The organism is Mycobacterium sp. MYCO198283, assembly GCF_021213805.1.
GTDB lineage: Bacteria > Actinomycetota > Actinomycetes > Mycobacteriales > Mycobacteriaceae > Mycobacterium.
Map to the genome: position 1 here is coordinate 222,462 of NZ_JAJQJI010000001.1, position 16,629 is coordinate 239,090.

The following is a 16,629-nucleotide window of genomic DNA, read 5'->3' on the forward strand; positions in this document are numbered from 1 at the left end:
GCTACAGGCTCGATACGGAGGGCGGCGCAGGGTGGGCCGCTACCTCGGCAACCGCCCGGGCGTTTTGCGTCTCGGTCCCGCGGTAGACCTGAGCGCTTTCGGCCAAGGCGGTTGCGTGATCGGACAGCTGCAGTGACAACGCGGTAGTAGCTGCTTGCCAGCGGGCGGCCTTCGCCGTCATCGCGGCCAACGACGAACCGGTCCAACCTCTCATGGCCGCCTCGATGCGGCCATCCGCCGCTGTGTGGACCGCCTGTACTTCCTCAGCGTGATCGGCGACTCTGGCCCCGGACGCCTGTAGCGTGGCGGGCTCTGCCCGAATCGTCTCACCCATCGGTTTCCCCTCGTTGGTGCTCGGTGCCAACGGTACTGCGCTTCAACGAGGATGTGCAGTATCTACCGGAGCGGGTAGATGGGTGCCGTCAGGCTGCCGCGTCACGGTGCAATCACCTCCGACGCCCGCTGGGACTTCTGCACCCATATCCCCGTTCACCCGACAAACTCCGGTAGCTGCGTGAACGTGAGCGTCCTACCGCCCCCCGCGTGTTGCTCGAGGAGTCCGATCAGGTCCTCTGGAAGGCCGGCGATCATCTTGGCCAGCTCGTGCGGTGTGATATCGCCCTCCACACGGAGGGGATCGGCGCCATGGTCCAAGAGCAGACGAATCATCGATCCGTCAGGGCATGTCGTGCGGCGGCGATAAATCGCACAGGACAGCGGAGTGTTCCCCCAAACATCCAGCGGATTGAGTCGACTCCTTCGTCCAACAGGGCTTTTGCTATATCGACGCGGCCATAATTAGCGGCGAAGTGCAGCGGCGTCACGCCATCCGGGCCGGGCGCGTGGAAAGAATCACCCAAGGCCGGTTCGACGCTCAATGTTGACAAGTCGTTGTCCAGGACCGCCTTGTGAATCGGTGTGTACGGGTCGTTTTCGGTGGCCTGCCCATCTCTGGTGTCCTCCACACCGGGCTGAACTGACCTACGCCGTCAACCGTACGTAGCCCGATCTACCGCGACCCGCCGCGTCAGCGTTGCGTCAAGGTCCGTACCGCCGCCGTCAAGAAACCGTCAAGGACACCGATCGCTGCTCTCGACTGGTCCTAGCTTCGGGTCCGGCCCACCGGCGGGTGGGGCGTCGATGCGTAAGGAGTGGCATGTCCGTGCTCGGGTATCTGGTGCTGACGGTGGCGGTCTTCGCCGTCCTCGGTGTCGTCGCACAGGCGGTCGAACGCCTGTGACTCCGGAGGATGTGATCGGCCTCGGGCTGGTCGTGCTCCTCGCGGTGTACATCGGCGCCGCGCTGCTGTCTCCCGAGAAATTCTCGTGAGCACCGCTACCGCGGGCGTCGTGCTGCTCGTCGTGCTGGTGGCGCTCCTCGTTGCCGTGCATGTGCCGCTGGGCGACTACATGTTCCGCGTCTACACCGCTGACGAGCACTCCCGGGTGGAACGCGCCATCTACCGGGCGATCGGCGCCGACCCGGCCGCCGAACAGACCTGGGCCTCCTACGCCCGCAGCGTGCTGGCGTTCTCGCTGGTCGGCGTCGGCTTCCTGTTCGCCCTGCAGTTGGTGCAGCAGAAGCTGCCGTTACACCTCGACGACCCCGGCACCCCGATGACGCCGGCGCTCGCCTGGAACACCGCGATCAGCTTCGTCACCAACACCAATTGGCAGGCATACTCCGGGGAGTCGACGCAGAGCCATCTAGTGCAGATGGCCGGCCTGGCGGTGCAGAACTTCGTGTCGGCAGCGGTGGGCATGGCGGTCGCGGTGGCCTTCGTGCGGGGCTTGGCGCGCACCCGCACCGGCGAGCTCGGAAATTTCTGGGTCGACCTGGTGCGCGGCACGCTGCGCATCCTGTTGCCGATAGCGTTCGTCGCGGCCGTGGTGCTGGTGGCCGGCGGCGTGATCCAAAATTTCGCGTTGCACGACCAGGTGGCCACCACCGTGGCGGGTGGCCGACAGGCACTCACCGGCGGTCCGGTGGCCGGTCAGGAGGCCATCAAGCTGCTCGGCACCAACGGCGGCGGGTTCTTCAACGCGAACTCCGCGCACCCGTACTCCAATCCGGCCGCGTGGACCAACCTGCTGCAGCTCCTGCTCATGACGATGATCGCCTTCTCGATGCCGCGCACCTTCGGCCGGATGGTCGGCAAGCCCGCGCAGGGCTACGCGATCGTCGCCGTGATGGGGGTCATCGCGATCGCGAGCGTCGCCGCGTTGATGCTGGTCCAGCTGCACGCCCACGGCACGGTGCCCACCGCGGTGGGCGCCGCGACGGAGGGCACCGAGCAGCGGTTCGGGGTCGCGAACTCGGCGGTGTTCGCCGGCCTGACCACGTTGACGTCGACGGGCGCTGTCAACTCGTTCCACGACTCCTACACCAGCCTCGGCGGCATGATCACGATGGTCAACATGCAGCTGGGCGAGATCGCGCCCGGCGGTGTGGGTTCCGGTCTCTACGGCATGCTGATCCTGGCGATCATCACGGTGTTCGTCGCCGGTCTCATGGTCGGCCGGACCCCGGAATACCTCGGCAAGAAGATCGCACCGCGCGAGATCAAGCTGGCCGCAACGTATTTCCTCGTCACCCCGCTGATCGTGCTGACGGGCACCGCGATCGCTATGGCGCTGCCCGGTCAACGCGCCGGCATGCTCAACACCGGACCGCACGGGCTCAGCGAAGTGCTGTACGCCTTCACCTCCGCAGCGAACAACAACGGCTCCGCCTTTGCGGGTATCGGCGTCAACACCGAGTGGTACAACACCGCGCTCGGGCTGGCGATGGTGTTCGGCCGGTTCCTGCCGATCATCCTGGTGCTCGCGCTGGCCGGTTCGCTGGCCCGCCAGGGCACGACGCCGGAATCCGCCGGCACCCTCCCCACTCACCGACCGCAGTTCGTCGGCATGGTCGCGGGCGTTGCGCTGATCTTCGTCGCGCTGACCTTCCTCCCGATGCTCGCGCTGGGACCCCTCGCCGAAGGAATCCACTGACCATGACGCTCACCACCATCGAGGCCCGGACGGGCGGCGGCGCCGGACGGCCACGTCAGCGGGTAGCGGGCGGGCTGCTTGATCCGGCGACGCTGTTGCGGTCGCTGCCCGACGCCGTACGCAAACTCGACCCCCGCACGCTGTGGCGCAACCCGGTGATGTTCGTCGTCGAGATCGGGGCGGCGGTGGCGACATTGAGCACCGTGTGGAACCCGAGCTGGTTCGCCTGGTTCGTCGTCGGCTGGCTGTGGCTGACCGTGGTGTTCGCCAACCTCGCCGAGGCCGTCGCGGAGGGCCGCGGCAAGGCGCAGGCCGAGACGCTGCGGAAGACCAGAGCGCACACCATGGCCCGGCGGCTGACCGAGTCGGGTGCCGAGGAGCAGGTGGCCGCACCGCTGCTGCGCCGGGGCGACATGGTCGTCGTCGAGGCCGGCGAGGTGATCCCCGGCGACGGCGATGTCGTGGAAGGCATTGCCTCCGTGGACGAATCGGCGATCACCGGCGAATCCGCCCCGGTGATCCGCGAGTCCGGCGGCGACCGCTCGGCCGTCACCGGAGGCACCACCGTGTTGAGCGACCGCATCGTCGTACGGATCACGCAGCAGCCGGGGATGAGCTTCATCGACCGCATGATCGCGCTGGTCGAGGGCGCCAACCGGCAGCCGACGCCGAATGAGATCGCGCTGAACATCCTGCTGGCCGCGCTGACGCTGATCTTCTTGTTCGCGGTGGCGACCCTGCAGCCGCTGGCCATCTACGCCAAAGCCGACAATCCCGGTGTGCCCGAAAGTCTTTCGCTGACCGGCGACGGCATCACCGGCATCGTGGCAATCGCGCTGCTGGTGTGCCTCATCCCCACCACGATCGGCGCGCTGTTGTCCGCCATCGGTATCGCCGGTATGGACCGGCTGGTGCAGCGCAACGTGCTTGCGATGTCGGGGCGTGCGGTGGAGGCCGCGGGGGACGTCGACGTCCTGCTGCTCGACAAGACCGGCACCATCACGCTCGGCAACCGGCAGGCCGCGGACTTCATCCCGCTCGACGGGGTTCCGGCACCGAGGTTCGCCGACGCCGCACAGCTTGCCAGCCTGGCCGACGAGACACCCGAGGGCCGCTCCATCGTGGTGTTCGCCAAGGACCACTTCGGGTTGCGCGCCCGCACGCCGGGTGAGCTGACCGGCGCGCAGTGGGTCGAGTTCACCGCCGCCACCCGCATGTCGGGTGTCGACGTCGACGGCCACCGGCTCCGCAAGGGCGCGACGGCCTCGGTGGCCGACTGGGTGCGTGCGCACGGCGGAACGGTGCCCAGCCAACTGGGTGAGGTCGTCGACGGAATCGCCGCCGGGGGCGGCACCCCGCTGGCCGTCGGCGAGGTCCGCGACGGCACGGCGGCGATCCTCGGCGTCATCGCGCTCCGCGACGTCGTCAAGTCGGGCCTGCGGGAACGCTTCGACCAGCTGCGCAGCATGGGCATCCGCACCGTGATGATCACCGGCGACAACCCGCTGACGGCCCGGGCGATCGCCGGGCAGGCCGGTGTCGACGACTTCCTGGCCGAGGCCACCCCGGAGGACAAGCTCGCGCTGATCGCCCGCGAGCAGTCGGGCGGCAAGCTCGTCGCGATGACCGGCGACGGCACCAACGACGCCCCGGCGCTCGCGCAGGCCGACGTCGGTGTCGCGATGAACACCGGCACGTCGGCGGCCAAAGAGGCCGGCAACATGGTCGACCTCGACTCCGACCCGACGAAGCTCATCGAGATCGTCGAGATCGGCAAGCAGTTGCTCATCACGCGCGGGGCGCTGACGACGTTCTCGATCGCCAACGACATCGCCAAGTACTTCGCGATCATCCCGGCGCTGTTCGTGGCGCTCTACCCGGGACTGGACGTGCTGAACGTGATGCGGCTGCACAGCCCGCAGTCGGCGATCCTGTCGGCGGTGATCTTCAACGCGGTCGTCATCGTCGCGTTGATCCCGCTGGCCCTGCGCGGGGTGCGCTACACCCCGGGCGCCGCGTCGACGCTGCTGAGCCGCAACCTGTGCGTCTACGGCCTCGGCGGCATCGTCGCCCCGTTCCTCGGGATCAAGCTCATCGATCTCGTCGTCCAGTTCCTGCCCGGGATGTGAACCTGATGATCCGTCAACACCTCGCCGCGCTGCGTGCGCTGCTGGTCTTCACCGTCGTCCTCGGTGTGGCCTATCCGCTGGCGGTGTGGCTGGTCGCCCAGCTGCCCGGGCTGCGTCACCGTGCCGACGGCTCGGTGCTCCACCGAGACGGCGTGCTCGTCGGCAGCAGCCTGGTCGGGCAGTCGTTCACCGACGCCACCGGCGACGCGCTTCCGCAGTACTTCCAGTCGCGGCCGTCCGCCGCGGGTGACGGCTACGACCCGCTGGCCAGCGGCGCCTCGAACCTCGGCCCGGAGGACATCGTCGACACCGCGGACCGCACCAGCCTGCTCACGACGGTGTGTGCCCGCAGCAAGGCGATCGGCGAGCGGGAGGGCGTCGACGGGCGCCGGCCGTTCTGCACCGACGGCGGTGTCGGCGCGGTGCTGTCGGTGATCGGGCCGCGCGACGCCGCCGGGCACGTGACCCGCCCGGTGCGGGTGGTCAGCGTGAACGAGCCGTGCGGGACGGCACCGTTCGTCGACGTCTACCGCGGGGTGCGCGTCGAATGCGCCGAGCCCGGCGCGGACTACCGCATCGGAGAGCTGGTGCCGATCCGGGGTGGCGCGCCCGCCGAGCCGGCGGTGCCCGCCGACGCGGTGACCGCCAGCGGCAGCGGACTCGATCCGCACATCTCCCCGGCCTACGCCGCGCTGCAAGTCGACCGGGTGGCCCGGGCGCGCGGGATCTCCGCCGAACAGGTGCGCGCGCTCGTCGCCGCGCACCACAGCGGCCGGGATCTCGGGTTCCTGGGTGAACCGCGCGTCAACGTCGTCGAGCTGAACCTCGACCTCGACAGCCGGTACCCGGTGCGGGGCGCCCGACCGCGGGGATGATGGACACGTGAGCCGCCCCGACGACCACTGCAAGCGCGGTGAGCTGCGGATCTACCTGGGCGCCGCGCCGGGTGTCGGCAAGACCTACGCGATGCTCGGCGAAGCGCACCGGCGGCTGGAACGTGGCACCGACCTCGTCGCGGCGGTGGTCGAGACGCACGGCCGGAAGAAGACGGCGGAGCTGCTCGACGGCATCGAGGTGATCCCGCCGCGCTACCAGGAACACCGCGGCGCCCGGTTTCCCGAACTCGACGTGGCGGCCGTGTTGGCGCGCCGACCGGAGGTGGTGCTGGTCGACGAGCTCGCCCACACCAACACGCCCGGCAGCCGGAATCCCAAGCGCTGGCAGGACGTCGAGGAGCTGCTCGCCGCCGGCATCACCGTCATCTCCACCGTCAACGTGCAGCACCTGGAGAGCCTCAACGACGTCGTCGCGCAGATCACCGGCATCGAGCAGCAGGAGACGGTGCCGGACGCGGTGGTGCGCAGCGCCTCGCAGATCGAGCTGGTCGACATCACCCCGGAGGCGTTGCGGCGCAGGCTGTCCCACGGCAACGTGTATGCGCCCGACCGCATCGACGCCGCACTGTCGAACTATTTCCGGCGCGGCAACCTGACCGCGCTGCGCGAGCTGGCGCTGCTGTGGCTGGCCGATCAGGTCGACGCCGCGCTGGCGAAATACCGGGCGGAGAACCAGATCACGGCCACCTGGGAGGCGCGGGAACGCGTCGTCGTGGCGGTCACCGGCGGCCCGGAGTCCGAGACGTTGGTGCGGCGCGCCTCGCGCATCGCATCGAAGAGCAGCGCGGACCTGCTGATCGTCCACGTGGTGCGCGGCGACGGGCTCACGGGGGTGTCCGCGCCGCAGATGGGCCGCGTGCGGGAGCTGGCGGCCAGTCTGGGCGCGACGCTGCACACGGTGGTCGGCGACGACGTGGCCGCCGCGCTGCTCGACTTCGCCCGCGAGCGCAACGCCACGCAGCTGGTGGTGGGGACGTCGCGCCGCTCGCGGTGGGCGCGGATCTTCGACGAGGGCATCCCGGCGCGGGTGGTGGCGCAGTCGGGGAAGATCGACGTCCACCTGGTGACGCACGACCAGGTCGGCCGGGGGTTCTCGTGGTCGTCGGTGACCGTGCGGCAGCGGCACGCGGCGGCCTGGCTGGCCGGCGCGGCGGTGCCGACCGCGTTGTGCGCGGCCACCGTCACAACCCTCGACGAGTTCCTGGGCATCGGTGGCGAGAGCGCGCTGTTCTTCGTCGGGGTGCTGCTGGTGGCGCTGCTCGGCGGCGTGGCGCCCGCGGCGCTGTCGGCGGTGCTGTCGGGGCTGCTGCTCAACTATTTCCTGGTCGAGCCGCGGCACAGCTTCACGATCTCCGATCCCGACAGCGCGCTCACCATCGTCGTGCTGCTGGTGGTGGCCGTCGCGGTCGCGGCGCTGGTCGACAGCGCCGCCAACCGCACCCGCGAGGCGCGCCGCGCCAGCCAGGAGGCCGAGCTGCTGACGCTGTTCGCCGGCTCGGTGCTGCGCGGGGCGGACCTCGAGACGCTGCTGCGGCGGGTCCGCGAGACCTACGGGCAGCGGTCCGTGAGCCTGCTGCGCGACGGCGCGGGCGTGGTGGCCGGGGTGGGCGACGAGCCCTGCGCCACCGTCAACGCCGCCGACACCGCGATCGAGGTCGCGTCGCAGGACGACCGCGACGGGTTCTGGCTGCTGCTCGCCGGCCGGAAACTCGCCGCCCGGGACCGCCGGGTGCTGACGGCCGTCGCCACGCAGGCCGCGGGCCTGGTGCGCCAGCGCGAACTCACCGAGGAGGCGGGCCGGGCCGCGGCGATCGCGCAGGCCGACGAACTGCGCCGCTCGCTGCTGGCCGCGGTCAGCCACGACCTGCGCACCCCGCTGGCCGCCGCCAAGGCCGCCGTGTCGAGCCTGCGCGCCGACGACGTCGGCTTCTCCCCCGAGGACACCGCCGAGCTGTTGGCCACCGTGGAGGAGTCGGTCGACGCGCTGACGGCGCTCGTCGGGAACCTGCTCGATTCGTCGCGCCTGGCCGCCGGCGCGGTGCGGCCGCAGCTGCAGCCGGTGTACCTCGAGGAGGCGGTGAACCGCGCCATCGTCGGGATGCCGGGCCACGCGACCAGGCTCGACCGGGTGAAGGTGGAGGTCGACGATCTCGTGGTGCGGGCCGATCCGGGGCTCTTGGAGCGGGTGCTGGCCAACCTCGTCGACAACGCGGTGCGCTACGCGCCCGACGCGCCGATCCGGGTCTATGCCGGGCGGGTGGGCAACCGGGTGCTGCTGCACGTCGCCGACGAGGGCTGCGGAATCGCCCGCGGCGCCGAGGACCGGCTGTTCGAACCGTTCCAGCGGCTCGGCGACACCGACACCAGCACCGGGGTGGGGCTCGGCCTGTCGGTGGCCCGCGGCTTCGTCGAGGCCATGGGCGGCTCCATCAGCGCCACCGACACCCCGGGCGGCGGGCTGACCGTCGTCGTCGAGCTGGCCGCGGAGGCGGCGTGACGAAGGTGCTCGTCGTCGACGACGAACCGCAGATCCTGCGCGCGCTGCGGATCAACCTGTCGGTGCGCGGGTACGAGGTGGTGACCGCGGCGAACGGTGCGGCGGCGCTGCGGGCGGCCGCGGAGCAGCGTCCCGACGTGGTGGTGCTCGACCTGGGGCTGCCCGACATGTCCGGCATCGAGGTGATCGGCGGCCTGCGCGGCTGGATGAACGCGCCCGTCATCGTGCTGTCGGCGCGGGTCGATTCGGCCGACAAGGTCGAGGCGCTCGACGCCGGCGCCGACGACTACGTCACCAAACCCTTCGGCATGGACGAGCTCCTGGCCCGGCTGCGTGCGGCGGTCCGGCGGGCCTCCGCCGCCGATCCCGACGAGCCCGTGGTGGTCACCGACGCGTTCACCGTCGACCTCGCCGCGAAGAAGGTGACGCGCGCCGGCGCCGACGTGCACCTGACGCCCACCGAGTGGGGCATGTTGGAGGTGCTGGTGCGCCACCGCGGCAAGCTCGTCGGCCGCGAAGAGCTGCTCAAGGAGGTGTGGGGGCCGGGCTACGGCACCGAGACCCACTACCTGCGGGTATACCTGGCGCAGCTGCGCCGCAAACTCGAAGACGACCCGTCGCGGCCGCGCCATCTGCTCACCGAGGCCGGCATGGGCTACCGCTTCCAACCGTGATCCACATCTCCGCCCAAACCGACATTTCGGCGCGGAAGTGCGAGTGAATTCCGGCAGAACGTCGATCTCGACGGCAGGATCGAGCGATGGCCGACCAGCTGTCCGACGTCGCCGAGGACGCGACGCCCGTGCACCGTCCCTCCGCGCGGCCCGCCGTGGTGCTCACGGCGCTCGGCGTCGTGTTCGGCGACATCGGGACCAGCCCGATCTACACCATCCAGACGGTCTTCGATCCCACCGACCCGCACCCGGTGCCGCTGACCGACACCCACGTCTACGGCATCGTGTCGACGATCTTCTGGTCGGTGATGCTGATCGTCACGCTCACCTACATCTCGCTGGTGATGCGCGCCGACAACAACGGCGAGGGCGGCATCATGGCGCTCATCACGCTGCTGCGGCGCTTCGGCCAGCAGCGCGGCCGGCGCACCGCGCTCATGCTGGCCGCGTTCGGGATCTTCGGCGCCTCGCTGTTCTTCGGCGACAGCATGATCACTCCCGCGATCTCGGTGCTGTCGGCGGTGGAGGGCGTCAAGGTCGTCGCGCCGGGCCTGCACGAGTGGGTGGTGCCCATCACCGCGGTCATCATCGTCGTGCTGTTCAGCGTGCAGCGCCACGGCACCGCGGCGGTCGGACGGTTCTTCGGGCCGGTCATGCTGGCGTGGTTCGTCGCCATCGGCGCCTGCGGCATCTCGGGCGTCGCCGGCCGGCCCGAGATCCTCAAGGCGCTGTCGCCGACGTACGCCATCGGCTTCCTGGTCGGCAACTTCCACGTCGCGTTCTTCGCCCTCGCCGCGGTGGTGCTCGCCGTCACGGGCGCCGAGGCGCTGTACGCCGACATGGGCCACTTCGGCCGGCGCGCCATCACCCGCGGGTGGCTCGGCGTCGTGCTGCCGGCCTGCACGCTGAGCTATTTCGGGCAGGGCGCGCTGCTGATCGGCGACCCCAAGGCCGTCGACGCGCCGTTCTTCCTGCTGACACCGGAGTGGGCGCGGCTGCCGATGGTGCTGCTCGCCACCGCCGCCACGGTCATCGCGTCCCAAGCCGTCATCACCGGCGCGTTCTCGGTGGCGTCGCAGGCCGCGCGCCTCGGTTACCTGCCGCGGCTGCGGATCGCGCACACCTCGGCGTCGGTGTTCGGTCAGGTGTACGTGCCGTTCATCAACGGTCTGCTGCTGATGGCGGTGCTGACGCTGGTGTTCGCGTTCCGCAGCTCGGGCGCGCTGGCCTACGCGTTTGGCATGGCGGTGACGGGCACCATCACCATCGTCACCATCCTGTTCCTGTACTTCGCCCACGAACGGTGGCGGGCGCCGCTGTGGCTGGTGCTCGGCGGCGGCGGCGTGCTGCTGGCGGTCGACCTGCTCTTCCTCGCCGCCAACCTCACCAAGCTGCTGCACGGCGCGTGGCTCCCGCTGCTCATCGCGCTGGCCGCCTTCACGGTCATGACGACGTGGCAGCGGGGACGCGAGCTGGTGACGCTCGCGCGGGCCGAACTCGAGGGGTCGCTGCGCGATTTCGTCGACGAGTTGCGGACGGCCGATCCGCCGGTCCACCGGATCCGGGGGACGGCGGTGTTCCTCAACCGCGCCGATCGCAGCGCACCGCTGGCGATGCGCGCCAACGTCGCACACAACCATGTGCTGCACGCCCACGTGATCGTCCTGGCGCTGCAGACCGAGCCGGTCCCGCGCATGCCGGAGAGCGAGCGGTTGTCCGTCGACGACCTCGGCCACTCCGACGACGGGATCGTCTACGTCACCGCCCACTACGGCTACATGGAGCGACCCGACGTGCCCGCGGCGCTCCGGCACCTCGACCCGATCCAGACCGAAGGCCCGTGCGACGTCGACCGCGCGTCGTTCTTCCTGTCGAAGCTGGAGCTGACGCCCGGTCCGGCGCCCAGCATGCCCGCGTGGCGCAAGCGGTTGTTCGTCGCGACGTCCTACATCACCGCCGACGCGCCCGGCTACTTCAACCTGCCGTGGGACCGCACGATCATCATCGGCGCCCGCATGGAGGTGTGAGGGCTCCCCGAGGGCTCACACCCCCAGCATCGGCCGCAGGTGCCTTGCCACCTCGGTGATCCGGCCGGGCCGGTAGCCGTCGATGCTCGTCACCGGGCTCAGGATGACACCGTTCACGCCGGCGTCGAGCACCTTGGCCTTGATCTGGTCGGCGATGCGCTCCGGGCTGCCGAAGACGGCCTGCTGGCGGAACTCCTCCGGAACGGTGTCCTCGGTGACGTTCTCGTCGATGATCGCGACCGCGAGCACGCTGGTCTCCAGCGTGGCCGGATCGCGGTCGATCTCCTCACAGCGCTGCTTGACCACCTCCACCTTGCGGGGCAGCTCGTCGAAGCCGGCGATGAGGTTGAGGTGGTCGAAGTGGCGGGCCGCCAGCGGGATGGTCTTCTTCTCGCCGCTGCCGCCGATCAGCAGCGGGATGTGGTCGCGGAAGCGCGGCTCGGCCATCGCCTCCTTCGTGCGGTAGTACCTGCCCTCGAAGGTGGGCCGTTCACCGGCGAGCATCGGCAGGATGATCTGCAGTGCCTCGTCGAGCCTGTTGAACCGGTCGGTGAAGGTGCCGAACTCATAACCCAGTGAGTCGTGCTCCAGCTCATACCAGCCGGTGCCGATGCCGAGGATCGCGCGGCCGGCGCTGATGACGTCGAGCGTCGTGATGGCCTTCGCGAGCAGCGTCGGGTTGCGGTAGGTGTTGCCGGTGACCAGCGTGCCGAGCTGCACTTTCTCGGTCACCGCCGCCAGCCCGCCGAGCGCGGTGTAGGCCTCCAGCATCGGCTGGTCGGGGGTTCCGAGCCCGGGCAGTTGATAGAAGTGGTCCATCAGGAAGACCGAGTCGAAGCCCGCCGCCTCGGCCTCCTGCGCCTGCGCGACGACGGTGGGGAAGATCTCGGGCACGCCGGTGCCGTAGGAGAAGTTCGGGATCTGGAGTCCAAGTCGAATCGTCATGGTGACTTGAAACACCCGATCGGCCCGGATGCTTCCCGCCCTACGCACCGAGACCGACGAAAAGGCGGAAATCACCCGCACTTTCTCGCCCGTTCGTCGGTTTCGGCGTCGAAGAACAGACGTCAGGGGCAGGTGACGACCTCGTAGGCGCCGTCGGCGTAGCGGGCGCGGATGAGCTTCTTGTCGAATTTGCCCACGGTGGTCTTCGGCACCTCGTCGACGAAGGTCCACCGCTCGGGCAGCCACCAGCGGACCACCCTGTCGGCGAGGAACTCCCGCAACTCCTTGGCGCTGACGTCCTCACCCGGTTTGCGCACCACCGCCGCCAGCGGCCGCTCGTCCCACCGGGCGTCGGGCACCGCGACCACCGCGGCCTCCAACACCGCCGGATGGGCCATGATGTGGTGCTCCAGTTCCACCGAGGAGATCCACTCGCCGCCGGACTTGATGACGTCCTTGGCGCGGTCGGTCAGCGTGATGAAGCCGTGCCGGTCGATGCGGCCGACGTCGCCGGTGCGCAGCCAGCCGTCGGAGAACTTCGACGGGTCGTCGGCGTGGTAGTACGACGCGGTGATCCACGGCCCGCGAACCTCCAACTCCCCCACCGCTTCTCCGTCGTTCGGCAGTACCTTGCCGGCGTCGTCGACGATGCGGGCCTCGACCCCGCACAGCGGCCGGCCCTGGCTGGCGCGCATCACCCAGTGCTCGTCCTCCGAGACGTGCGGCGGCGGCCAGGCGACGGCCGCCAGCGGCGACGTCTCCGTCATGCCCCAGCCCTGCCGGATGGGGACGCCGTAGGTCTCCTGGTACTCGCGGATCATCGCCAGCGGCACCGCCGACCCACCGCACAGCACCATCCGCAGTGACGACACGTCCCGCGACGGATCGGCGCCCAGCCGCTGCAGGACGTCGTTCCAGATCGTCGGGACCGCGCCCGCCAGCGTCGGCCGGCGCGCCTCGATCATGTCGATCAGCTTGTCCCCCTGCAGGAAGCGGTCCGGCATCAGCAGGCTGGCCCCGGCCATCAGGGCGACGTACGGCTGACCCCACGCCATCGCGTGGAACATCGGCACGATCGGCAGCATCAGGTCGCCCGCCACCACCGTGGTGCCGTTGCCCGAACACGACGCCATCGCATGCAGGTAGGTCGAACGATGGCTGTAGACAACGCCTTTCGGGTTTCCCGTCGTGCCGCTGGTGTAGCACATGGCGGCCGCCGTGCGCTCGTCGAGCTCGGGCCAGTCGAACTCCTCCGGCTCGTCGGCCAGCAGGTCCTCGTAATGCACCACCGTCTTCCCCGACTCCGCGAGCGCCGCCACGGCGTCCGGGCCCCCGGGACCGACGAGCACCACCGTCTCGATCGTGGACAGCGACGGCAGCACGGGCGCCAACACTCCCACCAGGGACGAGTCGACGAGCACCACCCGATCGTCGGCCTGCTCGGCGATGTAGGTGAGCTGGTTTGCGGGCAGCCGGATGTTCAGCGTGTGCAGCACCGCCCCCATCGCCGGCACCGCGAAGTACGCCTCCAGGTGCTCCTGGTTGTTCCACATGAAGGTCGCGACGCGCTCGTCACCGGTCACGCCGACCTTCCGCAGCCCGTGCGCGAGCTGCGCGGCGCGGCGGCCCAGCGTGGCGTAGTCGATCTCGCGGAAGCCGTCGTCGGTGGCGGTGGTTACGGTCTGCTCGGCGTGCACCGCGACCGCGTGCCGCAGGATCGCGGTCACCGTCAGCGGGAAATCCTGCATGGTGCTGTCCATCGGCATTCGCCCTTTCGTCCTCGAGTCGCGTTGTCGTCCATCTTGACCCGACGCGCGAAGTCGGCGCCGATAATCGGCGGCACATGACGTGAAGGACGACGACGTGGAGAAGGTCATCCTGCTGGTGCGGGACACCCCCCGAGACGACGCGTGGTGCGACGCGGTGCGCACGACGGTGGCTGCCGACATCCTGGCGCTGGGGGTCGCCGGCCTCGCCGTCAACGTGCGCGACGGCGCGGTGCGGGACGCCGTGATCGCGATGACCACGCTCGACCCGCCGGTGCAGGCCGTCATCGGCATCTGGACGCAGCAGCACTACGGCCCGCAGGTGGCCGGGGCGGTCGAGGTGCTGCGGTCCGTCGCGCGGGCCGTCGACGGCTATCTCGTCACCGAGTCCGCGCCGCTGCCCCCGCCGGCCACCGACGCCGGGACCCGCACCGACGGCCTGGCCAACATCGCGCTGCTGCGCCGGCCCGTCGACCTCGACGACCAGACATGGCGCGCGCGGTGGCACCTCGACCACACGCCGGTGGCCATCGAGACGCAGGCGACCTTCGGCTACACCCAGAATGCCGTGGTGCGGCCGCTCACCGCGGACGCGCCGCCGATCGACGGGATCGTCGAAGAACTGTTCCCTCACCAGGCCGTCTCCGATCTGCACGCGTTCTTCGGCGCCGCCGACGACGCCGACCTGAGCCGCCGCCTCGAGCGGATGGTGGCGAGCACGGCCCGCTTCGGCGCGAACGACAACATCGACACCATCCCGACGAGCCGTTACCTGCTGCGCTCGCCGTTTGCGTCCTGAGCGCAGCGGCTATCTCCCCCGGCGTGCCGGCCGCACTGCTCTGGGGTTTCGTCGCTGCGTCCTCGCTGCTGCTGGGTGCGGTGGCCGGCGTGCTGCGCAGCTGGAACCCCCGCCCGGTCGGCCTGGTACTCGGGTTCGGCGCCGGCGCGCTGGTGGCGAGCATCTCCTTCGAGCTCGCGGCCGAGGGCTTCGACGTCGGCGGCCCGGGACCGGTCGCCATCGGTATCGCCGTCGGGGCGGTCAGCTTCTGGTTGGCCGACTTGGCGGTCGACCGGGTGGGCGGTCGCTCCCCGTCCGCGGCGGCGGGCCTGCCGCTGGAACTGGGCGCGCTGCTCGACGGCATCCCCGAACAGGCGGTGCTGGGCATCGGCATCGCCTCCGGTCAAGGCGTCAGCGTTGCGCTGCTGATCGCGATCTTCGTCTCGAACCTGCCCGAGGGCATCGGCTCCGCGGCGGACATGCGCGGCGCCGGGCACACGCCTCGTCGCATCGTCGCCGGCTGGTGCGCGGTGACCGCGCTGTGCACGCTCGCGACTGTGGCCGGGTACGCATGTCAGCACTTCGCCGGGCAGCAGCTGCGCGGGGGCATCGACGGGTTCGCCGCGGGCGCATTGTTGGTGATGCTCGTCGGAGAGATGGTGCCCGAGGCGCGCGAGAAGGGCGGCCGGGCGACGGGGCTGGCGGCGGTCCTCGGCTTCACCGTGGCGGCGTTCCTGTCGCTGACCGCCTGACCGGCGTCAGACCGACGCGGTGGCGTCGGCATCGACCACGTCGGCACGGGTCCGCGCGGCCGCCGAGGCCACGGCGAAGATGCTCAGCCCGCCGTCGTAGTCGGCGACGAAGAGCTGGTTCCCGTCGCGGCTCTCGATGACGCAGGACGGTGTGCCGGACACCTCGAGGGTGGCCAGGCGCTCGCCGGTGGTGGTGCACACGACCGCGACGACCTGGTCGCTGACGACATAGCCGCGACGGCCGTCGCGGGACATGGTGACCTCGGTGACCGGCCCGGCGAGCACCGACACGCTGCGCACGGCCAGGCCGGCGGCGTCGATCCGCATCAGCGAGCCGCCGTGCACCGCGTCATAGGTGGCGGCGAAGATCGTGCGGCCGTCGGCCGAGACCGACAGTCCGCGGAGGACATCCATGCGCATGCCGCCCACGACCTGCAGCGTGGTGGTGTCGATCACCACGAGGTCGCCGCCCAGCGGATGGCTCACCGCCACGTACAGCAGGCGGCCCTCGGGGCCGAGCGCCAGATGGTCGACGGTCAGCACCGCCGGGGGCAGCGAGACCGCCGAGAGCGTGCCGGTGGCGGCGTCCATCACCGCGACGTCGGAACCCTGCGCACCGCTGCGGCCGAGGAAGAGCCGCTTGCCGTCGGGGCTTACCGCGATGGCACGCACGGACAGCGCGACGGGGTGGGCGGTGGTCAGGTCACCGGTGACGGTGTCCATGACGGCCACCGCGTCGTAGGCCGCCGAGACCGCGCCGACGAACGCCCGCCCGCGGTCCGCCGCCAGCGCGTAGGGCTCGACCATTCCGGTCAAGGTGGCGTCCACGGCCGCGGTGGCGGGGTCGACGACGGACACGCTGGCGTAAGCACTGTTGGCCACGACCACCCGGCTGTCGGAGTCGACCGCGATGCCGCCGATCGGACCGTGTCCCACCGCGACCTCCGCCAGCAATGAGAACGCCGGCGCCTCGGCGGGGTCTGGCGTCCGGCGCCCGAACGCCTGCGGACGCTGCTCGTAGATGCGGCGGATCCGCGGCGTGACGGGCTGCGATACGGGCACCGATGCCACCGGTGGGGTCGGCGGCTGCTGGGCGGTCGTCGGTTCGGCCAACGCGAGTCCGCCCGTGCCGTTGCTCTCCATCGCCTGCGTCATCTTCGCCATCGTCG

Annotated in this window: 13 protein-coding genes; 8 read left to right on the forward strand and 5 right to left on the reverse strand. The window is 70.5% G+C overall.

All coding sequences use genetic code 11. The features are described 5' to 3' along the window. Position 1: 1 nt before the first annotated feature. Together LV457_RS20245 and LV457_RS20250 are read right to left on the reverse strand one after the other, a co-directional pair. A complete protein-coding gene (locus tag LV457_RS20245) occupies positions 2–334 on the reverse strand; it encodes a WXG100 family type VII secretion target (protein WP_374198686.1) in 333 nt (110 codons plus the stop codon). A 331-nt stretch (positions 335–665) separates the two neighbouring features. Continuing rightward, positions 666–965 (reverse strand): ankyrin repeat domain-containing protein, encoded by a 300-nt coding sequence (locus LV457_RS20250; RefSeq protein WP_374198687.1) that lies wholly within the window; start codon positions 963–965, stop codon positions 666–668. Positions 966–1,325: 360 nt separating this feature from the next. On the opposite strand from LV457_RS20250, the gene kdpA reads away from it, so the two are divergent. The 6 genes from kdpA to LV457_RS01130 all read left to right on the forward strand — a co-directional run bounded on the left by kdpA (position 1,326) and on the right by LV457_RS01130 (position 11,219). Continuing rightward, positions 1,326–2,996, forward strand: coding sequence for a potassium-transporting ATPase subunit KdpA (gene kdpA, locus LV457_RS01105; RefSeq protein WP_232168513.1), 1,671 nt, complete (start codon positions 1,326–1,328; stop codon positions 2,994–2,996). A 2-nt stretch (positions 2,997–2,998) separates the two neighbouring features. Next, positions 2,999–5,125 carry a potassium-transporting ATPase subunit KdpB gene (gene kdpB / locus LV457_RS01110; RefSeq protein WP_232168514.1) on the forward strand — a complete coding sequence of 709 codons (2,127 nt, stop codon included), beginning with the start codon at positions 2,999–3,001 and terminating at the stop codon, positions 5,123–5,125. Positions 5,126–5,130: 5 nt separating this feature from the next. Beyond that, positions 5,131–6,000 carry a potassium-transporting ATPase subunit C gene (locus LV457_RS01115; protein WP_232168515.1) on the forward strand — a complete coding sequence of 290 codons (870 nt, stop codon included), beginning with the start codon at positions 5,131–5,133 and terminating at the stop codon, positions 5,998–6,000. A gap of 7 nt (positions 6,001–6,007) precedes the next feature. Beyond that, positions 6,008–8,518 (forward strand): sensor histidine kinase KdpD, encoded by a 2,511-nt coding sequence (locus LV457_RS01120; protein WP_232168516.1) that lies wholly within the window; start codon positions 6,008–6,010, stop codon positions 8,516–8,518. Next, the gene (locus tag LV457_RS01125; protein WP_232168517.1) at positions 8,515–9,192 is read left to right on the forward strand and encodes a response regulator; all 678 of its coding nucleotides are present in this window, start codon (positions 8,515–8,517) and stop codon (positions 9,190–9,192) included. Before LV457_RS01120 ends, LV457_RS01125 begins: the two co-directional genes overlap by 4 nt. Before the next feature lie 86 nt (positions 9,193–9,278). After that, entirely contained in the window at positions 9,279–11,219 is a 1,941-nt protein-coding gene (locus LV457_RS01130) for a potassium transporter Kup (RefSeq protein ID WP_232168518.1), read from the forward strand. Positions 11,220–11,234: 15 nt separating this feature from the next. Here the strand turns inward: LV457_RS01130 and LV457_RS01135 are convergent, their stop codons facing one another. Together LV457_RS01135 and LV457_RS01140 are read right to left on the reverse strand one after the other, a co-directional pair. Beyond that, on the reverse strand, positions 11,235–12,164 hold the full coding sequence (locus tag LV457_RS01135; protein WP_232168520.1) for an LLM class F420-dependent oxidoreductase: 930 nt from the start codon (positions 12,162–12,164) through the stop codon (positions 11,235–11,237). 122 nt (positions 12,165–12,286) lie between these two features. After that, positions 12,287–13,924, reverse strand: a complete 1,638-nt coding sequence (locus LV457_RS01140; protein WP_232168522.1) for a fatty acid--CoA ligase — start codon at positions 13,922–13,924, stop codon at positions 12,287–12,289. Positions 13,925–14,027: 103 nt separating this feature from the next. Here LV457_RS01140 and LV457_RS01145 point away from each other — a divergent pair, with 103 nt between their 5' ends. Continuing rightward, a complete protein-coding gene (locus LV457_RS01145; protein WP_232169185.1) occupies positions 14,028–14,729 on the forward strand; it encodes an EthD domain-containing protein in 702 nt (233 codons plus the stop codon). Between the two features lie 23 nt (positions 14,730–14,752). Further along, positions 14,753–15,460: a ZIP family metal transporter gene (locus LV457_RS01150; RefSeq protein ID WP_232168523.1), complete on the forward strand. Its 708-nt coding sequence runs from the start codon at positions 14,753–14,755 to the stop codon at positions 15,458–15,460. A gap of 6 nt (positions 15,461–15,466) precedes the next feature. Here LV457_RS01150 and LV457_RS01155 read toward each other — a convergent pair whose 3' ends face one another. Beyond that, the gene (locus LV457_RS01155) at positions 15,467–16,624 is read right to left on the reverse strand and encodes a YncE family protein (protein WP_232168524.1); all 1,158 of its coding nucleotides are present in this window, start codon (positions 16,622–16,624) and stop codon (positions 15,467–15,469) included. Positions 16,625–16,629 lie beyond the last annotated feature (5 nt).